Origin of the sequence: Amycolatopsis acidiphila (genome assembly GCF_021391495.1) — a bacterium.
GTDB classification, from domain to species: Bacteria; Actinomycetota; Actinomycetes; order Mycobacteriales; family Pseudonocardiaceae; genus Amycolatopsis_E; species Amycolatopsis_E acidiphila.
Map to the genome: position 1 here is coordinate 6,061,773 of NZ_CP090063.1, position 18,305 is coordinate 6,080,077.

Below are 18,305 nucleotides of genomic sequence, written 5' to 3' on the forward strand. Positions count from 1 at the left end.
CCTAACCCCGATCCCCCGCTACTCGCCCTTCATCGCCGCGAGCAGTGTGCCCGGGCCCAGGTACCCCGCGCCCTCCGCGGCCACCCTGCCGCGCAGCTCACGGTCCGCCGTCACCACCGTCACGTGGTCCTCCGGACGGTCCGCCCGCAGACCACGCACCGTGTCCACGATCGCCGAGTCACCGTCCCTCGCCGCGGACACCACCTCGACGTCCGCCACCGGCTCGACGCCCCTCGCCTGGCCTTCGACCACCAGCACGATCCGGGGCCACCACGACCACTCCGGCCCGCCGGAAACCTCGAAGTCCGCGCCTCGCACGCCCTGGTGCACGAGACCCGCCAGCTGGTCCCGCAACCGGCCCGCGGCTCCGGCCCGGTCACGCCACCAGCCGTCCGGGCGCGAGCCGACGACGTTCGCGCCGTCGACGACCAGGACCAGCTCGCGCCCCAGCTCCGGATGCAGCACCGGCCAGGCCGACTCGAAGTCCCGGTGCAGCTCGTAGCCTGCCACCTCGCCCGGCGGCACCCAGCGCAGCTCGTCGCTCTCGGCGTTCATCACCTGCGCCTGCACCGGCCGCAGCGTCTGGGCGAGCACGGTCGTATACGTCCAGCCACCGTGGTCGACCGTCCACGACGACAACGGCCGCACGGAGTCACCGGGGATGCCGGCCTCCTCCTCGGCCTCCCGCGTCGCGGCCTGCCAAGCGTTCTCGTCGCTGTTCAGCGCTCCGCCCGGCAACGCCCACGTGCTGCCGTGGTGCGTCCACCAGGCCCGGCGCTGCAGCAGCACACCCCGCCCGGGATCGCTCAGCAACAGCCCGGCAGCACCGAAACGGCCCCAGTGCCGGTGCCCGCCAAGGCACTCGACGAACCCGTCACCGTCCATGGGTCCAGCTTGTCACACCGCTCAGCACGAAGCTTCGAGCGCGAGCGCGGCGGCACCCACCATCGCCGCGTCGTCCCCGAGGTGCGCGGTGCGGATGCGTGCCAGCGGCCGGTGCCTAGCACCGGTGATGGCGGCGGTGTAGTGCTCACGGGCCTCGTCCAGGAACAACGGCGCCGAGCCCGACACCCCGCCCGCGATCACCACGATCTCGGGGTCGAACACGTCCGCGACCAGCGCGAGCCCCTCCCCGAGCCACTTCGCCAGCTCCGCCAGCGCACGCTGCGCGATCGGGTCGCCGTCCCGCGCCGCGCCCGCCACCCGGCGGCCGGTGATCGAGCCGGGATCGTCGGACATCTCCCGCGCCAGCACGGTCGACTGCCCCGGATACCGCGCCAGCAGCTCGACGGCCGTCGCGGCCAGCGCCGTGCCGCTGCAGTACCGCTCCCAGCAGCCGTACTTCCCGCACGGGCAGGCCCGCCCGCCCGGCACGACCGTCAGGTGCCCAAGCTCCGGCGCCACACCGTAGGCACCGCGGTAGATCTCCCCGTCCAGCAGCAGCCCGGCACCGATCCCGGTGCCGATCGCGACCAGCGCGGCCACCCGCGCGCCGCGCGCCGCGCCGAACCGGTGCTCGCCCAGCGCCGCCGCGTTCGCGTCGTGCTCCAGGGTCACCGGCAGGTCGACCCGCTTCGCGATCCGGTCCGCGACCGGCGCCGCCCGCCACGCCAGATGCGGCGCGAACATCACCGTGCGCCGGTCGTTCGCGACGAACCCGGCGACCGCGAGCCCCACCGCGCTCACGTCGTCGTGCCGGTTGCGCAGCTCGTCGATCACCCCGGAGATGGCGTCCTCGAGGGCGTTCTCGTCAATCGGGGTGCCGACCCTGTCGGTGTCCAAAATGGACCCCTGCTCGTCCACCACCGCCGCGCGGACACTCGTGCCCCCGACGTCCAGCCCGATCGCGCGCACTCAGGACTCCTCGCCGCGCCACTGCACGGGAATGTGCTGCACCCTGGTGGAAGCGGGCTCGGGCTTCGGGTCCGGGGAGAACCCGGGCATGTGGAAGCCGTGCTCGGGATCCCAGCGGTCGGCCAGCACCGCCCGCAGCAGCGCGACGAGCTGGCCCAGCTGCTCGACCAGCCGCGCCGCGAACTCCGGGCGCTCCCCGCGGGCCACGGCGACGACCGCGCAGAGCGGGCACCAGCCGCAGTCGGCTGCCTCCCGCTCCGGCACGCCGTGCCCATTGGCCACTACCCCTTCGAGCCACGGCGCGGCCCGCTCGACGACCATCTCGACCAGCAGCCGGATCTCCTCGGCCAGGCTGGTGGCGTCGGCGTCCGTCATCAGTGCCTCCCGGCGTGGGTCAGCGACACGACCAGTCCGCGCGCGTCCGACGCGGCACCGGTGATGTGGCAGGGCCGCAGCACCTCCGGCAACGCGACGAGCCTGCGGAAGCCGTCGATGGTGATCGCCAGGTCGTCGTCCACCCTGGCGAGGTCCACCACGGCAGCCGGCCCGAGCGGCAGGGCGACCCGCAGCTCAAAGCCTTCGTCCACTTCGGACACCTGCAACAGCGGCGTGCGAGTGCTTTCGTCGGGCGACAACGGATCCGCGTCGCCGTAGAGCTCGCGCGAGATCTCCAGCAGAGCCGGCAGCCCGACCGGCTCGGTGGCCCGGTGCTCCACCTGGGCGAAGCCGGAGAGGCCGGAGCCCGCCAGCTCCGCGAGCACTTCGTCCTGCTGGCGCCGCCGCGTCCGCAACCACGACGCGGCCGCACCCCGCCAGACCCCGGGCGCGGGCATCAACCGGTTCACGATCACCCCGTCGACCCGGATTCCGCGCAGAGCAAGGGAACTGAGCGTCCGGCGGGCCTCGGCGACGACGACCCGTTCCGGGGTCAGCACCAGCCGCACCCCGGTCGCGGCGGGATCGGTGAGCAACGCGCGCAACGACTCCAGGTGCGCGGCGAGGCGCCGCACGGCCTCGACGGTGCCCCGTGGGCCCGCGAGCTTCACCTGCCACATCCTGTTGAGGTACCCCGAAACAGCCTCGGGAAGCGCGAGCAGCCGCAGCGTTTCCGCGGTCGGCCCGCAGTCGACGACGACGGTGTCCCAGCGGCCGGACTCGGCGAGCCGCTGCACCTCGGTGAGCGCGAGCAGCTCGTCCACGCCCGGTAGCACGGTCAGTTCCTCCGCGTCCAGGGCGTCGATTCCCGCCCCGGCGAGCGCGGACCTCAGCTTGCCGCGCAGCTCCTGCCACACGCCGTCGACCAGGCCACGCGAGTCGACCTGCGCGGCATGCAGGCAATGGTCCACTTCGGCCGGCTCACCGGTCAGCCGCTGGGCGAACGCGTCCCCGAGCGAGTGCGCGGGGTCGGTCGAGACCACCAGCGTCTTGTGGCTGCGTGCCGCCAGCCCGGCCGCGGTCGCCGCGGCGAGGGTCGTCTTCCCGACGCCCCCCTTGCCGGTGAACAGCAGCAGCCGCATGTCAGCCAGGGCCTCCGGCAGTGTTCTCCGCACTGCCCTCGACGCGTCGTTTCAGCTCCTTGAGCGCGGTGTCCATCACCATCTTCTCGGCCTTGCGGCGCAGCAGGCCGATCATCGGCAGCACCAGCTCGACCGACAGCGTGTACGTCACCTTCGTGCCGCCGGACGCGGTGGGCTCCAGCTGGTAGCGGCCGTCCTGGGCCTTCTGCATCTGGCCCTTCAGCAGGTGCCAGCTCACCGAGCGACCGTCGGGCGCCCAGTCGTACTCGAGGGTGTAGACGTCCTTGATCGGGCCGGCGTCGAGGGTCAGCCGGACCTGCTTGGGTTTGCCGTCGTCGTCGGTGGCGAGCACCTCGGTCTCCCGGACCTGCTTCGCCCACTCCGGATACGACCCGAAGTCCGCGATCACCGCCATGACCCGCTCGGGCGGCGCGTCGACCTCGATGGACTGCGTGGACTGGTCGGCCATGCGGAGAGGTTACCGGGAGGTCAGAACCGCAGCACGTACGGACGTTCGGTGACCTTGAAGTGCCCGACGTTGCGGCACTCGGTCCGGCCGGTCCGCAGCCGCGCCGACAGCGGCTGGTGCACGTGGCCGAACAGCGACCACCGCGGCTGCTGCGCGGCGATCAGCTCGGTCAGCGCGGCCGAGCCCATCTCGTGTCTGCGGGCGACCACGTCATAGGTGAGCTCGGGGAACGCGGGCGGCACGTGGGTGCACAGGACCTCGACGTCGGTCAGCTTGCCGACGGCCGCGTCGAACTCCTCGCGGGTGCGCAGGTAGGGCCGCCACACCGGGTTGGTCCGGCGCACGGTCGCGCCTTCGGGGAGGACGACGCCGCCGACGAAACCGAACCGCAACCCGCCGATCTCGGTGACCTCGCCGTCCACGACCGTCACACCGTTGCCGGCGAACTCCGACCACAGGTGCGGCGAGTCGACGTTGCCCGGGGTCGCGTAGGTCGGCGCGCTCATCGCGGCGAACAGCTCGGCGTACTGCGTGCGGATGGCCTCCTCGACCGCCGCGCCGGGGTCGTCGAGGGTGGCCCAGAGGGACCGGGAGAAGGCGACGGTCTCGTCCCGGGTGCCCTCACGGCGCAGCCGGGCGAAGGTCGAGACGTTGTCCGGGCCGAACAGCGTGCCGAGGATGCCCCTGTCGTGCTGGTGGTAGTCGACGAAGTCGAGAAGGTCACCCAGCACGACCAGCGCGTCGGCACCCTCACCCGCACGGGCGAGCGCCTCGGCGTTGCCATGCACGTCGGAGACGACATGAACCCGCATGATCCGAGGTTACTGCGGCGCACAGCGTGTCGATCAGGGGCGGTGGCCGGGCGACGGGTGCGCCTGTGGCGGGAGACCCGGCTCGCGTCCGTCCTCCAGGATCTCCTTCAGCTCCAGCGCGATCGCCTTCGCCGCGCGGGCCCGGCGGTCGAATTCGCGACGCAGATCACGCGGACGCAGCGTCCCCGTCGTGGGGGTCGCGCGGAGGAAGTAGTGCAGCACGGTGCCGTCGAGCATCGGCTCGAGCCACACCTCCATGGTGCCCACGAGCGCGCCCTTGACCGTCCACCGCAACCCCTCGTCGCCGCGGTCGGTGTAGACCTCCAGCTGCAGGTCAGGCCAGTATCGGCGCCAGGCGGCGGGGTCGGCGAAGGCGGCCTTGACGGTGCTCGGCGGCACTGCGAGAAAGGTCTCGTCGACCACGTCGAGGGCGGGCGGGGCGCCGTTCAGCGTGCTCACGGGGTCCAGAATGTCATGGTCGGCCGGCCTTGGTCGTAAGGTGGTACCGACGCTAAGTTGACTGGCGAGTAACACCCATGAGGCGGAGGTCCCCCGTGCGCGAGTACAGCGCCCCGGCAGCGAAGCCGGTAGCCGATGACGAGAACCTGGGCGACATCCTGTGGGCGAACGCCGAACGCTTCCCCGAGGCGGTCAGCTTCCGGCGCCAGGTCGACGGGTCGTGGCTGGACGTCACCGCCCGTGAGTTCGCCACGCAGGTGCTCGCCGTGGCCAAGGGCCTGATCGAGGCCGGCATCGAGCGTGGCGATCGGGTCGGGCTGATGTCCAAGACCCGGTACGAATGGACCCTGATCGACTTCGCGATCTGGGCGGCCGGCGGCGTCACCGTCCCCATCTACGACACCTCCTCCCCCGAGCAGGTGCACTGGATCCTGTCCGACTCGAGCGCCAAGGGCGTCTTCGTCGAGACCGACCAGCACCTCGCGGCGGTCGACGCGGTCCGCGACCGGCTCGGCGACCTGCAGTTCGTCTGGCAGATCGAGGGCACGCACGCGGGTGGCGCCGTCGCCGAGCTGACCACGTTGGGCGCGAAGGTCGCCGACGACGTGGTGCACGAGCGCCGCCGCGCGGTGAGCGCGAACGAGCTGGCCACGATCGTGTACACCTCCGGCACCACGGGCCGGCCCAAGGGCGTCGAGCTGAGCCACCGCAACCTGCTCGCCGAGATCCGCGCCGACATCGACGCGTTCCCGCAGCTGATGGAGCAGGGCAACTCCCTGCTGTGCTTCCTGCCGCTGGCGCACGTGCTGGCCCGCGCGATCGCCGTGACCGCGATCGCCGCCCGGGTCACCCTCGGCCACACGCCGGACGTGAAGAACCTGGTCGCCGACCTCGGCACGTTCCGCCCGACGTTCGTGGTGGCCGTGCCGCGCGTGTTCGAGAAGGTCTACAACTCGGCGAAGCAGAAGGCGCACGGCGACGGCAAGGGCAAGATCTTCGACCTCGCCGAGTCGGTCGCCGTGGAGTACAGCGAGGCACATGACCGCGGCCGCGCGAGCCTCGGCCTCAAGGCGAAGCACTTCGCGTTCGACAAGCTCGTCTACTCGAAGCTGCGTGCCGCGCTGGGCGGCCGCTGCATCGCGGCGGTCTCCGGTGGCGCGCCGCTGGGTGCGCGGCTGGCGCACTTCTTCCGCGGCATCGGGGTGCCGGTGTTCGAGGGCTACGGCCTCACCGAGACCTCCGCGGCGGCCAACGTGAACACGCAGTCGGCGTTCCGGGTGGGCACCGTGGGGCGGCCGGTCGCGGGCACCTCGGTCCGCATCGCCGACGACGGCGAGGTCCTGCTCAAGGGCGACGTGGTGTTCGACGCGTACTTCAACAACGAGGCCGCGACGAAGGAGTCGCTGGAGGAGGGCTGGTTCCACACCGGCGACCTCGGCGAACTCGACGAGGACGGGTTCCTCAAGATCACCGGGCGCAAGAAGGAGATCATCGTGACCGCGGGCGGCAAGAACGTCGCGCCGTCCGGGCTCGAGGACACGCTGCGCGCGAACCCGCTGATCAGCCAGGCGATGGTCGTCGGCGACCGGCGGCCGTTCATCGGCGTGCTGGTCACGATCGACGAGGAGTTCTTCCCGGCGTGGAAGTCCCAGCACGGCAAGCCCGCCTCGGCGACGGTGTCCGACCTCGCCGGCGACGCGGACCTGCGGGCCGAGATCCAGGCCGCGGTCGACGAGGCGAACAAGCAGGTCTCCCACGCGGAGGCGATCAAGAAGTTCGTCATCCTGGAGCAGGACTTCAGCGAGGCGACGGGCGAGATCACGCCGAGCCTCAAGCTCAAGCGCAACGTGGTGAGCAAGAACTACGCCACCACGATCGACGCCCTCTACCAGCGCTGACGCCGGGTCGCCCAGCCCTTCGCGGGGCCGGGCGACCATCGCTCACAACGCCGTCATGCTCGCGATTTTCCAGGCGCCGTCGACCTTGCGGGCGGTGACCGACAGGGCCGAGGACGCCGACGACTGCTGGTTCGACGTCGTGGTCAGGGTCTGCTGGTCGACGAACACCAGCAGGTGCGCGGTGTCGCCACGCAGGTCCGCCACGCCGATGGAACTGATCGACGTGGTGCGCACCAGCTTCTGCTCCGTCGCCTGCTGCTCGGCCGCCGCGTAGCCGGTCCGGTACTGGGCCACCGCCTCGTCGACGAGCACGCTCGCGGCCGCGCGTTCGGTGCGCGCCAGGTTGCCGTAGTCGTAGGAGAAGATCGCCTTCACGCCGGCGCCCACCTGGTCCGCGACCTCGGCCGTCGCGGCCTGATCGGCCACCGCCCGGTTCCCGCCGTGCACCGCGTCCGCGCGCAGGGCCGAGACCACCGCGAACCCCGCCGCCAGCACCACGACCGCCGTCAGCACGGCCAGCAGCGTGGCCTGCCGCCCGATGAGCGCACGCAGCCCGCCCGCCGCGCGAACCAGACCGGACTGGGCGGGAGGCTCGTCGCGAGGCCGGGGTGACGGCCGCGGTGCAGGACGGGGCGACGGGCTGGGCCGGGGCACCGGGCTGGGCCGGACCGCCGAGCCGCGTCCCGCCACCGTGCGCCGCCGCCCGGTCATGACGCCCTACCTTCTGTGGTGGGTGAGGTAGTCCGTTCGTAGGGTCGGTTCACCCAGGGGTGTCGGGTATGGCTTTCATGACGCTGCCCTCGATGGTTCAGGTGGCTTGGCCGCCTGGCACCCCACGACGACCCGGCCGCTGATTGGGATGTGCGAGTAGATCGCTGTGTAGGGCCATGCCGGCGAGGTCGTCTCCGGGAGGAAAATCCATCGAGTGTGCGGAGGTGACCGTGCCCCAGGTCTGGGCCGGTGTGGATGCCGGGAAAACTCATCACCACTGCGTGGTGATCGACACTGAAGGACAGCGGTTGATGTCGCGTCGGGTCCTCAACGACGAGACCGAGTTGCTGCGCCTGATCGCCGATGTCATCGCGCTTGGCACCGACAACGCGGTGACCTGGGCGGTGGACCTGGCCGACGGCGGGGCCGCTTTGCTGATCGGGCTGCTGGCAGCCCATGACCAGTGGCTGCTCTACATCCCCGGCCGCGCGGTCAACCGCGCAGCCAGTGGCTACCGGGGTGAGGGCAAGACCGACGCCCGCGACGCCGCGATCATCGCAGACCAGGCCCGGATGCGCCGCGACCTGCACCCGATCCGTCCTGGTGACGAGATCACCACCGAACTGAAGCTGCTCACCGGCCGCCGCACCGACCTCGTCCACGACCGCACCCGCACTATCAGCCGCCTGCGGGAACTGCTCACCAGCATCTTCCCCGGCCTGGAACGCGTCCTGGATGTCACCAACACCGGACCACTGGTCCTGCTCACCGGCTACCAGACCCCCGCCGCGCTGCGCCGGACCGGCCAGGCCCGGCTGGAGAGCTGGTTGGGCCACCGCAAGGTCCGAGGCGCCGCCGAACTGGCCGCCAAAGCAATCCAGGCCGCCCAAGGACAGCACACCACGTTGCCCGCCGAAGCGTTGACCGCTCAGCTCATCGCCACGCTGGCCGGGGAGGTGATGGCCCTCAACGAGCAGATCCGCGACACCGACAAGCTCATCGAGGGCCGGTTTCGCCGCCACCGCCACGCCGAGCTGATCACCAGCCTGCCCGGCATCGGCACCTTGCTCGGCGCGGAGTTCCTGGCCGCCACCGGCGGCGACCTGAGCGCCTTCACCAGCGCCGACCACCTGGCCGGCTTCGCCGGCCTGGCACCCGCACCCCGCGACTCCGGCCGCGTCCGCGGCAACCTGCACCGGCCCCAGCGCTATCACCGTGGCCTGCAACGGGTCTTCTACACCTCCGCGCTGATCAGCATCCAGTTCAGCCCCGAATCGCGTCGCTTCTACGACCGAAAACGCGCCGAAGGCAAACATCACACCCAAGCCGTCCTCGCGTTGGCCAGACGACGAGTCAACGTGCTGTGGGCACTCCTGCGCGACGGGCGCTACTACCAACCCGTACCGGTCACCGCCACCGCTTGACATCAGCATTAGGAAGCCGCCTGCACGGAGTCGACCTTCCAGCCCGAGTCGGTGCGGGTCAGCGAGGCGTTGAGCCGCGCACGCGAAGGCGCCGACGGCGAGCCGTTGGTGCTCAGCTGCACGTCCAGCACCACGAGCACCCGCGCTGTCCCGGCGTCCGGGTTCAGCTCCGCCACCGCGGCCTGGTTGACCCGCGCGCTCGCGACCGTCTTGCTCGCGGTCGCGCGGTCGAGCTGCAGTTGCCGGTCACCGCTGATCGTCTTGCCCAGCTGCCCCGTCGTGACCTGGATCCACCGGTCCACCGCGGGCCCGGGATCGTGGTAGTCGACGGTGTTGAGCGCCGTCAGCGCATCGCCCGCCGCGGCCAGCACGGTGTCACGATCCTGCCCGCGCGTCGCGGCGTCGTCGTGGGCGGCGCTCCACCACGACCAGCCGCACCACGCCGCGACCAGCACAGACACGGCGGCCAGCGCGCCCATGGCCACCATTCCCGGAGACTTCATCACGGCAATCCCAGCAGCTGCCCGATTCCCGTCGCACCCGGCCCCTGCACCAGGCCCAGCAGACCGGGCAACTGCGACTGCTGGGCGGGCTGCGCGGACTGGGCTGGCTGCTGTGACTGGACGGGCGTGACGGGCATGCCCGCGTACGGCGCGTTCTGCGCACCCCGGACGTCCGTGGGGCTGCCGGCCGGTTCGGCGCAGTAGGCCTGCGTGTTCGCCGGCGCGTCGCTGGTGTCGTTCGCCGGGCGTTGCTTCGTCGTCTCGTAGCCCTTGGTGCAGGAGTGCGGGTCGAAGAAGTTGAGCACCAGCCCCAGATGCCCTTCGCCGTTCGACGCGACCGACCGGGAGAACGCCGAAATGACCGGCAGGGCGACCAGCTGCTCCTCGATCGCGTCGGTACGCACCGCGGTGATCTGGACCGTCGTCAGCAGGTTCGCGATCAGCACCCCGAGATCCGTGCCGGACACCGACAGGATGTTGTCGACGTCGTCCGCCAGCTGCGGCGTCTCGTCGATGATCTTGCGCAGGTCCGGGTCGGACGTCTTGAGCTGGGTGGCGATCCGACGCAGCCCCGTCGCGAGCGAGGTGATGTTCTGCGCCTGGCGCTCCTGCGTGGCCAGCACGGTGCGCCCGTCGGAGAGCAGCTGCGTGGTCTGCGGCAGGTTCTCGGTCGCGGTCGAGGTGAACGACCCGGCGGTGTCCAGCAGCTGCTGCAGGTCCGGGCCGCTGCCGGCGAACGCGTCGTAGGTCTCGTTCACCACGGTCTGCAGTGACGACGGGTCCACACTGGACACGAACTTGTCCAGATTGGTCAGCACGGTGTCCGGCGACACGGGCAGCGCGGTCCTGTCGCGCTGGATGACCGACCCGTCGTGCAGGTACGGCCCGGTCTCGTGGCTCGGGCGCAGGTCGACGTACTGCTCGCCGACGGCGGAGCGGTCGGCGACGACGGCCTGGGTGTCGGCCGGGATGGACGGCGAGCCCGAATCGATGTCCAGGTCCACCGCGACGCCCTGGTCGTCCAGCCGCATCCCCACGACCCTGCCGACGGACACGCCGCGGTAGGTGACCTCGGCGTTGACGAAGATGCCGCCGGAGTCGGCCAGCTGCGCGGTCACGACATAGCCGCGCGGGCCGAACAACCGGTCCAGCCCCGCGTACTTGCCGCCCGCGTAGCCGACGGAGAGCACCGCGATGAGCCCGAACGCGAGCAGCTTCACCCAGTGCCGCCGGGTGAACATCAGTGCCCACCTCCCAGCAACGTGCCCAGCAGGTTCCCCAGCACGCCCCCATCCGACGGCGTGGCCGGCGTCGACGTCTGCGGCTGCTGCTGGGACAACGGCAGCGGCGGCGCGGAGCCGCCGCCGAGCTGGATGCCGCCGGCGGGCGTGGAGATCTGCACCCGTCCGGCGTTCTCGACGTTCTGCAGGATCCCGCTCAGGTCCAGGTCCAGCCGCGCCCGCACGTTCGCGTAGTCGCCCTTGACCACGTCGCCCGCGACGTCCGGCAACGGGTAGGTGGGCAGGATCTTCAGCGCTGTCGGCAGGTTCTGCCCCGCCTCGGCGAGCTTCTGCAGGGTGGGCGTGAGCGCCTTGAGGTTGTCGATCAGCTGGTCCTTGCTCTTGTCGACCGTGTCGACGGCGACCCCGGACAGGGTGTCCAGCGACTGCAGCATCCCCACCAGCTGGTCCCGCTGCTGGGTCACCACCTGCAGCCCGGGCGCGAGGTTGTCCAGCGCGTTGGTCAGGTTCGTGGTCTGCCCGGCGAGCGTGCTGGACAACCGGTTCAGCCCGTCGATCGCGCGAGTGATCTCGCCCTTCTGGCCGTCCAGCTCCGTGGCCAGCTGGTCCACTCTGGACAGCAGGGCGCGGATCTCGGCCTCGTTGCCGGTCAGCGCCTTGTTCAGCTCGCGGGTGATGTCGGCCAGCTGGTTCACGCCGCCGCCGTTGAGCAGCAACGACAAGGCGCCGAGGACCTCTTCGACCTCGGGGTTGCGGTTGGTGCGCGACAACGGGATCACCGCGTTGTCGCTCAGCGTGCCGGTGGCGTCCTGGCCGGTCGGCTCGCGCAGTTCGACGAACTTCTCCCCCAGCAGGCTCGACTGGCGCAGGTCGGCATAGGAGTTTGCGGGCAGCTTCACGTCGCCGTTGACGCGCATGCTCACCAGCGCCGACCGCGTGTCCGGGGCAAGCTCGATCTTGTCGACCCGGCCGACGGCGACGTCGTTGACCTTCACGCTCGCCTGCGGCACGAGGTCCAGCACATCCGCGAACTGGGCGGTGACGCGGTAGGGATGGTCGCCGAGGTCGGGGCCACCGGGCAGCGGCGTGCTGTAGAGCCCGGAGAACCCGCCGGTCCCGCAGCCGCCCAGCAACAGCGCCACGACCAGGATGCCCAAGAGCCGCTTCATGAGCCGTCCCCCGGAATGGAGACGAGCGGCAGCAACGGCAGCGGCGGGACCTTGCCGCTGGACATGTCCGCCATCAGCTGCGGGATCGACGGGAGCTTCGCGACACCGTCGACGACGGGCTGGATCGCCTGGCACAGGTTGGACACCACGTCCGGCAGCCCCACCGGGGTGGACGCCTCGAGCACCCGGCACAGCGTGGTCACCAGCGGGTTGGTGAACTCGTTGGCGTTGTAGCGGATCGCGATGCTGCCCGAGGCCGCGTCGTAGGAGTTGATGAAGTTCGTCATGCCCGTCGGCGCCACGTCCAGCACCTCGGCCAGTGCCGAGCGCTGGTCCACGAGCACCTTGCTCACGCTCGCCAGCTTGTCCACATTGGACGTCAGCAGGTCGCGGTTCTCCTCGACGAACTGCTGGACGTCACCGAGCGAGTTCGCGAGCGACGACAGTGCCCGGCCGACGTCGTCGGAGTCGTCGGCCAGAAAGCCCGTCACGTCGGCCACCCGCGAGTAGAACTGGTTGAGCTGGTTGTCGCTGTCGGCCAGTGTCGTGGTGAACGACTGCAGGTTCCGCACCGTCGCGAACAGGTCGCCCTTCGAGTCGTCCAGGGTCCTGGAGAGGTTGGCCAGCTCGGTGACGGTGTCGTTGATGTTCTTGCCGTTGCCGTCGAGGTTCTTGGCCGCGGTGTCCAGCAGGTTCGACAGCGCGCCGCCCGCGTTGGCGCCGTTCGGGCCGAGGCTCGTGGAGAGCTTGTCGAGGCTGCCGTACAGGTCGTCGATCTCCATCGGCGTGGCGGTGTGGTCCTTCGGGATCACCCTGCCCGACGCCAGCACCGGGCCGCTGTCGTAGGCGGGGGTCAGCTGCACGTACCGGTCGCTCACCAGCGACGGCGCGACGACGACCGCGCCGGCGTCCGACGGGATCTGCACCCCCGGATCGACCCGCATGTCCACGCGCACGACGTCGCCCTGCGGCGTCACGTCGGTGATCTCGCCCACCTTCACGCCCAGCACCCGCACCGACGAGCCCGAGTACAGCCCGACGGTCTTGTCGAACAACGCCGACACCCGGGTGCCGCCGGAGTCGCGGAACGCCAGCCACAGCCCGGCGGTGACGACCAGCGCGAGCACGCACGCGGCCGCGACCCAGCGGTAGACCTGCTGTCCGGTTCTGCTGTCGATGCTCATCGGCCGCCCACCCCCTGGTCCGGCGCGGAGATCGGCGGGGTGCAGCCCTCCGGGTTCACCGACACCGCACCCGCCTTGATCACCGGCGGGAACAGGCCGCAGATGTAGCCCTCGAACCAGCGCCCGTTGCCGGTCGCGTTGGCCCCCACCCGGGAGAACGGCGCGAGCAGCGCGAGGCTGCGGCCGAGGTTGTCCTGGTTGCGCTGCAGGATGTCGGTGACGTCGCCGAGCTTCTCCAGCGTCGGCCGCAGCTGCGCCCGGTTGTCGGCGACGAGACCGCTCAGCTGCGCCGAGAGGTCCTGGGTGCCCTTGAGCAGCGCGCTGATCGCGTCCCGGCGTTGCTGCAGCATGGTCAGCAGCAGGTTGCCGTCGTCGATGACCTGCTGCAGCTGCGCATCGCGGTCGGCGAGCGTCTTCGAGACCTGACTGGTGTTGCTCAGCAGGTTCGCCAGCTCCTGGTCCCGTGACGACACCGTCTTCGACAGCGCGGAAAGGCCGTTGAGGGTGTCCTGCAACGGTTTCGGGGTGTCCTTGAGCGCGGCCGCCACGGCGTCGAAGCTCTGCGCGAGCTGCTGGGTGTTGATGTCCCCGACCGTGTTCGACAGCTGCTGGAACGCGTCCTGCAGCTGGAACGGCGTGGTCGTGCGCTCGACCGGGATCGGCTCGTCCGGGTCCTGCGCCTGACCGCCCTTCGGCACCAGCGCGAGGTACTTGTCGCCCAGCAGCGTCTTGATCTCGATCGAGGCGGTGGTGGCGTTGCCCACCTTCGTGCCGGAGACCTTGAACTTCACGAGCACCTTCTTGCCCGCCAGCGCCACCGAGCTGACCTGGCCGACCTTGACGCCCGCGACCTGGACCTCGTTGTCGGGCACCAGCCCGCCGGACTCGGCGAAGTAGGCCTCGTACGTCGTCCCGGAGCTGAGCAGCGGCAGCTCGTCGGAGAAGTAGGCGACCACGCTGACGAGCACGATGAGCACGAGGGCCACCGCGCCGACGCCGGCCTGGTTGCGATCGCGGAGACGTTTCACGACGGCTTGCACCTCTCCGGCGTCTCGGTGTCCGGGATGGGCAGGAACGGCAGGGTGATGTCCAGCGAGGAGATGCCGATGGTGCCGGACAGGCCGCAGAGGTAGTAGTTGTACCAGCCGCCGTAGCTCAGGGTCCGGGTGAACTTGTCGAGGTTGCCCGGCATCTTCTGCAGCAGTTCGTCCAGCAGCTGCCCGGAGTCCGACAGGGTGTTCGAGAGCACGCCGAGGTTCGCGATGTCGTCCTTGACCGCGGGGCGCGCGTCGCGCAGCAGCCCGGCGGTGACGTCGGTCAGGTCCCCGAGCGCGGACACCGCGTCGCCGATCGGCTGGCGCTGCTGGGCCAGGCCGGTGACCAGCTGCTGGGTCTGGTCGATCAGGTTCGACAGCTGCGGCCCGTGCTGGTTCACCGTGGCGAGCACGGTGTCGAGGTTGTCGATGACCTGCCCGATCACCTTGTCCTTGTCGGCGATCGCGGAGGTCACCGACGCGGTGTGCGTCAGCAGGCTCTCGATCGTGCCGCCCTCGCCCTGGAACACCTGGATGATCTCGTAGGACAGCTGGTTGACCTGCTGTGGGTCCAGCGCCTGGAACAGCGGTTTGAACCCGTTGAACAGCACCGTCAGGTTGAGTGCGGGCTGGGTCCGCTCGGGCGGGATCAGCCCGCCCACCGACAGCTGGCCGCCACCGTCCACTGTGGTCCCGAGCGAGAGGTAGCGCTGGCCGACGAGGTTGCGGTACTTGACGGTGGCGGTGACCGCGGCGGGCAGGTGGTAGGCCGAGGAGATCGAGAAGTGCACGTCGGCGAGGAAGTTCGAGCTGCCGTCGCCCTCGCTCACCACGTTGATCTTGTCGACCTGCCCGACCTTGACGCCGACGATGCGCACGTCGTCGCCCTCGTGCAGACCGGACGCGTCGGTGAAGCGCGCGGTGTAGTCGGAGGTGACGCCGAAGTTCGTGTTCGCGATGGTGGCGCCGAGGATCCCGGTGAGCACGACGGTGACCACGGCGAAGACCGAGATCTTGATCAGCGGCGCGAGCAGGCCTCTCACTGGACGTCCACCTCCGCCCCGCGGTAGAGCGGCCCGACGAGCAGGCTCGCCCAGTCCGGCACCTGCTCGGGCGTGGTGTCCAGCTCCGGCGCCAGCAGCGTGCCGATCAGCTGCTGCTCGGCCGGGGAGTTCGCGACCGAGCCCGTGGTGCCGGAGCCACCCTGGATGATCCCGTTGCTCGGCAGCGGCGTGTTCTCCCCCGGCGGCACGGCGGGATGGCTCGACCCGTCCTGCAGCGGGCCGCCCGGCGGGTACTGCGGCCACCGTCCCGGCGGCACCACCTGCGGGTAGCAGCGCGGCCCGCGCTTGTCGGTGTACTTCGGCTCGTCCACGCCCGGCAGGTACTTGGTGCGGTCGGCGATGAACCGGATGGTCACGTGGTTCATCTGGTCGGTGCCGTAGCCGAACGCCTCGTACGCGCGCGGGACCGAATCGGCGAACTGCTGGAGCATGCAGGGGTACTCGGGCGCGTACTTCGCCAGGACGTCCAAGGTGGACTGCGCGGTGGTGGTCAGCCGGATGATGTTGTTCTCGTTGACCTCCAGGAAGCTCGTCAGGTCCCCGGACACGTTGCTCACCGACTGGAACACCTGCGAGAGCTGCTGTTGCTTGTCCACCAGCGTCTTGCTGGTCGTGGTGAGGTCCGACAGCGCCTGCAGGAAGTCCGGTGCGGCCTGGTTGTAGACGTCGGTCACGTTCGCGAAGCTGGAGATGTCGGCCTTGATGTCGGGCAGCGAGGGGTTCAGCCTGCCGAGGTAGTCCGACAGCTGGTCCAGCGTCTGCCCCAGCTGCTGCCCGCGGCCCTGCAAGGCCGTGGACACCGCGCTCAGGGTCGCCGAAAGCTTCTGCGGCTGCACCGCCTGCAGCAGCGGCATCACGTCGTCGAGCACCTGCTCCAGCTCGATCGCCGAGCTGCTGCGATCCTGCGGGATCACGGCACCGGCCTCGAGGTGCCCGGGGGCGGGCCGCGCGGGCATCTGCAGGGCGACGTAGCGTTCGCCGAACAGGGTCTTGGGCAGCAGCCGGGCGGACACGTTCGCCGGGATCTGCCCGATCTTGTCCGGGTCCAGCGCCAGCTCCACCGCCGCGTGGTCGCCCAGGGAGTTGACCGAGCGGACCTCGCCGACCTCCACGCCGCGGATCTTGACGTCCGAGCCGGCGCCGAGCTGGTTGCCGACGTGGTCGGTCTCCAGCTGCACCAGCGAAACCGGCGTGAACTCCTTCTTGTAGATCGCGACCGTGGTGACGAAGAACAACGCGCACACCACGAGGAAGACCAGCCCGAGCAGCTGGTGGCCGAGCCTGCGCCGCAGGATCGAGGCGTTCATCCCGAGATCCTGACTGTCGTGGTCGCACCCCAGATGGCCAGGCTCAGGAAGAAGTCGAGCAGCGAGATGAGGACGATCGAGGTGCGCACCGCGCGCCCCACGGCGACGCCGACGCCGGCAGGCCCGCCCGAGGCGGTGTAGCCGTAGTAGCAGTGGGACAGGATCACGATCGCGCTGAAGAAGATCACCTTCAGGAATGACCAGAGCACGTCCTCGGGCGGCAGGAACAGGTTGAAGTAGTGGTCGTAGGTGCCGGCGGACTGCCCGTAGAGCCAGACGGTGATCTGCCGGGAGGCCAGATAGGACGACAGCAGTCCGATCGCGTACAGCGGGACCACCGCGGCGATGCCCGCGAGCACCCGGGTGGTGACGAGGTAGGGCATGCTCGGCACTGCCATCACCTCGAGCGCGTCGATCTCCTCCGAGATCCGCATCGCGCCCAGCTGCGCGGTGAACCCGCAGCCGACGGTCGCCGAGAGCGCGAGACCGGCCGCGAGCGGCGCGACCTCGCGGGTGTTGAAGTAGGCCGAGATGAACCCGGTGAGCGCGGCGGTGCCCAGCTGGTTGAGCGCCGCGTAGCCCTGCATGCCGACGATGAGCCCGGTGAACATCGTCATGCCGATCATCACGCCGAGCGTGCCGCCGATCACGGCGAGCCCGCCGGTGCCGAAGCACACCTCGGTCAGCAGCCGCGCCGTCTCCTTGAAGTAGCGGCGCAGCGTGCGCGGCGACCAGGCCAGCGCGCGGGCGTAGAACGACAGCTGCTCGCCGAAGCCCTCGAAGATCGCACCGGGGCGCGCGATCAGCTCCAGCGTCCGGTCCGGGTGCTCGTCGACCTCCAGTGGCTGTGCCGTCATCACAACGCCTTCGGCGGCACGACCCGCAGGTAGACGGCCGTGAGCACCACGTTGATCAGGAACAGCAGGAGGAACGTGATCACGACCGCCTGGTTGACCGCGTCCCCGACGCCCTTCGGCCCGGCGGCGGGGTGCAGCCCGCGGTAGGCGGCCACGACCCCGGCCACGAACCCGTACAGCAGCGCCTTGATCTCGCTGATGTAGAGGTCCGGCAGCTGCGCGAGCGCGTTGAAGCTGGCCAGGTACGCACCGGGGGTGCCGCCCTGCATGACGACGTTGAAGAAGTAACCGCCGAGCACGCCGACCACGCTGACCAGGCCGTTGAGCAGGATCGACACGACCATCGCGGCGAGCACCCTCGGCACGATCAGCCGCTGGATCGGGTTGACCCCGAGCACCTCCATGGCGTCGATCTCTTCGCGGATCTTGCGTGCCCCGATGTCCGCGCAGACCGCGCTGCCCCCGGCGCCCGCGACGAGCAGGGCGGTGATCAGCGGCGACGCCTGCTGCACGATCGCGAGCGCGCTCGCGGCACCGGTGAACGACTGCGCCCCGATCTGCTCGGTGAGCGAGCCCAGCTGCAGCGCGATCACCGCGCCGAACGGGATCGCCACGAGCGCGGTCGGCAGGATCGTGACGCTGGCGAAGAACCAGCACTGCTGGATCCACTCGCGGAACTGGAAGGGCCGCCGCGGGATCGCGCAGAGCACCTCCCAGCCGAGCGTGGCCAGCCTGCCGACCTGTGCGAGCGCGGCGGTGCCCGGAACGCCGACCGTGCCACTGCGCGAACCCATCACACCTC

Annotated in this window: 19 protein-coding genes; 2 read left to right on the forward strand and 17 right to left on the reverse strand. The window is 70.4% G+C overall.

The annotated features are described in order from the left end of the window. Positions 1-18: 18 nt before the first annotated feature. The 7 genes from LWP59_RS29745 to LWP59_RS29775 are packed head-to-tail and all read right to left on the reverse strand — an operon-like array spanning position 19 to position 5,102. Positions 19-885: an NUDIX domain-containing protein gene (locus LWP59_RS29745; RefSeq protein WP_144641547.1), complete on the reverse strand. Its 867-nt coding sequence runs from the start codon at positions 883-885 to the stop codon at positions 19-21. Between the two features lie 21 nt (positions 886-906). After that, positions 907-1,839, reverse strand: a complete 933-nt coding sequence (locus LWP59_RS29750) for an ROK family protein (protein WP_144641693.1) — start codon at positions 1,837-1,839, stop codon at positions 907-909. A 15-nt stretch (positions 1,840-1,854) separates the two neighbouring features. Next, positions 1,855-2,229, reverse strand: a complete 375-nt coding sequence (locus LWP59_RS29755) for a hypothetical protein (protein WP_144641544.1) — start codon at positions 2,227-2,229, stop codon at positions 1,855-1,857. Next, on the reverse strand, positions 2,229-3,371 hold the full coding sequence (locus tag LWP59_RS29760) for an ArsA family ATPase (RefSeq protein ID WP_144641541.1): 1,143 nt from the start codon (positions 3,369-3,371) through the stop codon (positions 2,229-2,231). The genes LWP59_RS29755 and LWP59_RS29760 overlap by 1 nt, the downstream gene beginning before the upstream one ends. Position 3,372: 1 nt before the next feature. Continuing rightward, the gene (locus LWP59_RS29765; RefSeq protein ID WP_144641538.1) at positions 3,373-3,840 is read right to left on the reverse strand and encodes an SRPBCC family protein; all 468 of its coding nucleotides are present in this window, start codon (positions 3,838-3,840) and stop codon (positions 3,373-3,375) included. Positions 3,841-3,860: 20 nt separating this feature from the next. Beyond that, positions 3,861-4,652, reverse strand: a complete 792-nt coding sequence (locus LWP59_RS29770; RefSeq protein ID WP_144641535.1) for a metallophosphoesterase family protein — start codon at positions 4,650-4,652, stop codon at positions 3,861-3,863. A 33-nt stretch (positions 4,653-4,685) separates the two neighbouring features. Next, a complete protein-coding gene (locus tag LWP59_RS29775) occupies positions 4,686-5,102 on the reverse strand; it encodes a polyketide cyclase / dehydrase and lipid transport (RefSeq protein WP_144641692.1) in 417 nt (138 codons plus the stop codon). A gap of 104 nt (positions 5,103-5,206) precedes the next feature. Here LWP59_RS29775 and LWP59_RS29780 point away from each other — a divergent pair, with 104 nt between their 5' ends. Next, positions 5,207-7,009, forward strand: coding sequence for an AMP-dependent synthetase/ligase (locus LWP59_RS29780; RefSeq protein ID WP_144641532.1), 1,803 nt, complete (start codon positions 5,207-5,209; stop codon positions 7,007-7,009). Between the two features lie 42 nt (positions 7,010-7,051). Here LWP59_RS29780 and LWP59_RS29785 read toward each other — a convergent pair whose 3' ends face one another. Then, on the reverse strand, positions 7,052-7,720 hold the full coding sequence (locus tag LWP59_RS29785; RefSeq protein ID WP_144641529.1) for a nuclear transport factor 2 family protein: 669 nt from the start codon (positions 7,718-7,720) through the stop codon (positions 7,052-7,054). A gap of 176 nt (positions 7,721-7,896) precedes the next feature. Here LWP59_RS29785 and LWP59_RS29790 point away from each other — a divergent pair, with 176 nt between their 5' ends. After that, complete coding sequence (locus LWP59_RS29790; protein WP_407653125.1) at positions 7,897-9,144, forward strand: IS110 family RNA-guided transposase; 1,248 nt, start codon at positions 7,897-7,899, stop codon at positions 9,142-9,144. An 8-nt stretch (positions 9,145-9,152) separates the two neighbouring features. Here the strand turns inward: LWP59_RS29790 and LWP59_RS29795 are convergent, their stop codons facing one another. The 9 genes from LWP59_RS29795 to LWP59_RS29835 are packed head-to-tail and all read right to left on the reverse strand — an operon-like array spanning position 9,153 to position 18,297. After that, the gene (locus LWP59_RS29795; RefSeq protein WP_144644880.1) at positions 9,153-9,647 is read right to left on the reverse strand and encodes a hypothetical protein; all 495 of its coding nucleotides are present in this window, start codon (positions 9,645-9,647) and stop codon (positions 9,153-9,155) included. Continuing rightward, a complete protein-coding gene (locus LWP59_RS29800) occupies positions 9,647-10,888 on the reverse strand; it encodes an MCE family protein (RefSeq protein WP_144644883.1) in 1,242 nt (413 codons plus the stop codon). Before LWP59_RS29800 ends, LWP59_RS29795 begins: the two co-directional genes overlap by 1 nt. Then, on the reverse strand, positions 10,888-12,057 hold the full coding sequence (locus LWP59_RS29805) for an MCE family protein (RefSeq protein WP_144644885.1): 1,170 nt from the start codon (positions 12,055-12,057) through the stop codon (positions 10,888-10,890). Before LWP59_RS29805 ends, LWP59_RS29800 begins: the two co-directional genes overlap by 1 nt. Next, on the reverse strand, positions 12,054-13,241 hold the full coding sequence (locus LWP59_RS29810) for an MCE family protein (RefSeq protein ID WP_144644887.1): 1,188 nt from the start codon (positions 13,239-13,241) through the stop codon (positions 12,054-12,056). The genes LWP59_RS29805 and LWP59_RS29810 overlap by 4 nt, the downstream gene beginning before the upstream one ends. Beyond that, positions 13,238-14,269, reverse strand: a complete 1,032-nt coding sequence (locus LWP59_RS29815; RefSeq protein WP_144644889.1) for an MCE family protein — start codon at positions 14,267-14,269, stop codon at positions 13,238-13,240. The genes LWP59_RS29810 and LWP59_RS29815 overlap by 4 nt, the downstream gene beginning before the upstream one ends. Continuing rightward, positions 14,266-15,318: an MCE family protein gene (locus LWP59_RS29820; RefSeq protein ID WP_229858475.1), complete on the reverse strand. Its 1,053-nt coding sequence runs from the start codon at positions 15,316-15,318 to the stop codon at positions 14,266-14,268. Before LWP59_RS29820 ends, LWP59_RS29815 begins: the two co-directional genes overlap by 4 nt. After that, positions 15,315-16,646 carry an MCE family protein gene (locus LWP59_RS29825; protein ID WP_144644891.1) on the reverse strand — a complete coding sequence of 444 codons (1,332 nt, stop codon included), beginning with the start codon at positions 16,644-16,646 and terminating at the stop codon, positions 15,315-15,317. Before LWP59_RS29825 ends, LWP59_RS29820 begins: the two co-directional genes overlap by 4 nt. Beyond that, entirely contained in the window at positions 16,643-17,503 is an 861-nt protein-coding gene (locus LWP59_RS29830; protein ID WP_186383590.1) for an MlaE family ABC transporter permease, read from the reverse strand. Before LWP59_RS29830 ends, LWP59_RS29825 begins: the two co-directional genes overlap by 4 nt. Then, complete coding sequence (locus tag LWP59_RS29835; RefSeq protein ID WP_144644895.1) at positions 17,503-18,297, reverse strand: MlaE family ABC transporter permease; 795 nt, start codon at positions 18,295-18,297, stop codon at positions 17,503-17,505. Before LWP59_RS29835 ends, LWP59_RS29830 begins: the two co-directional genes overlap by 1 nt. Positions 18,298-18,305 lie beyond the last annotated feature (8 nt).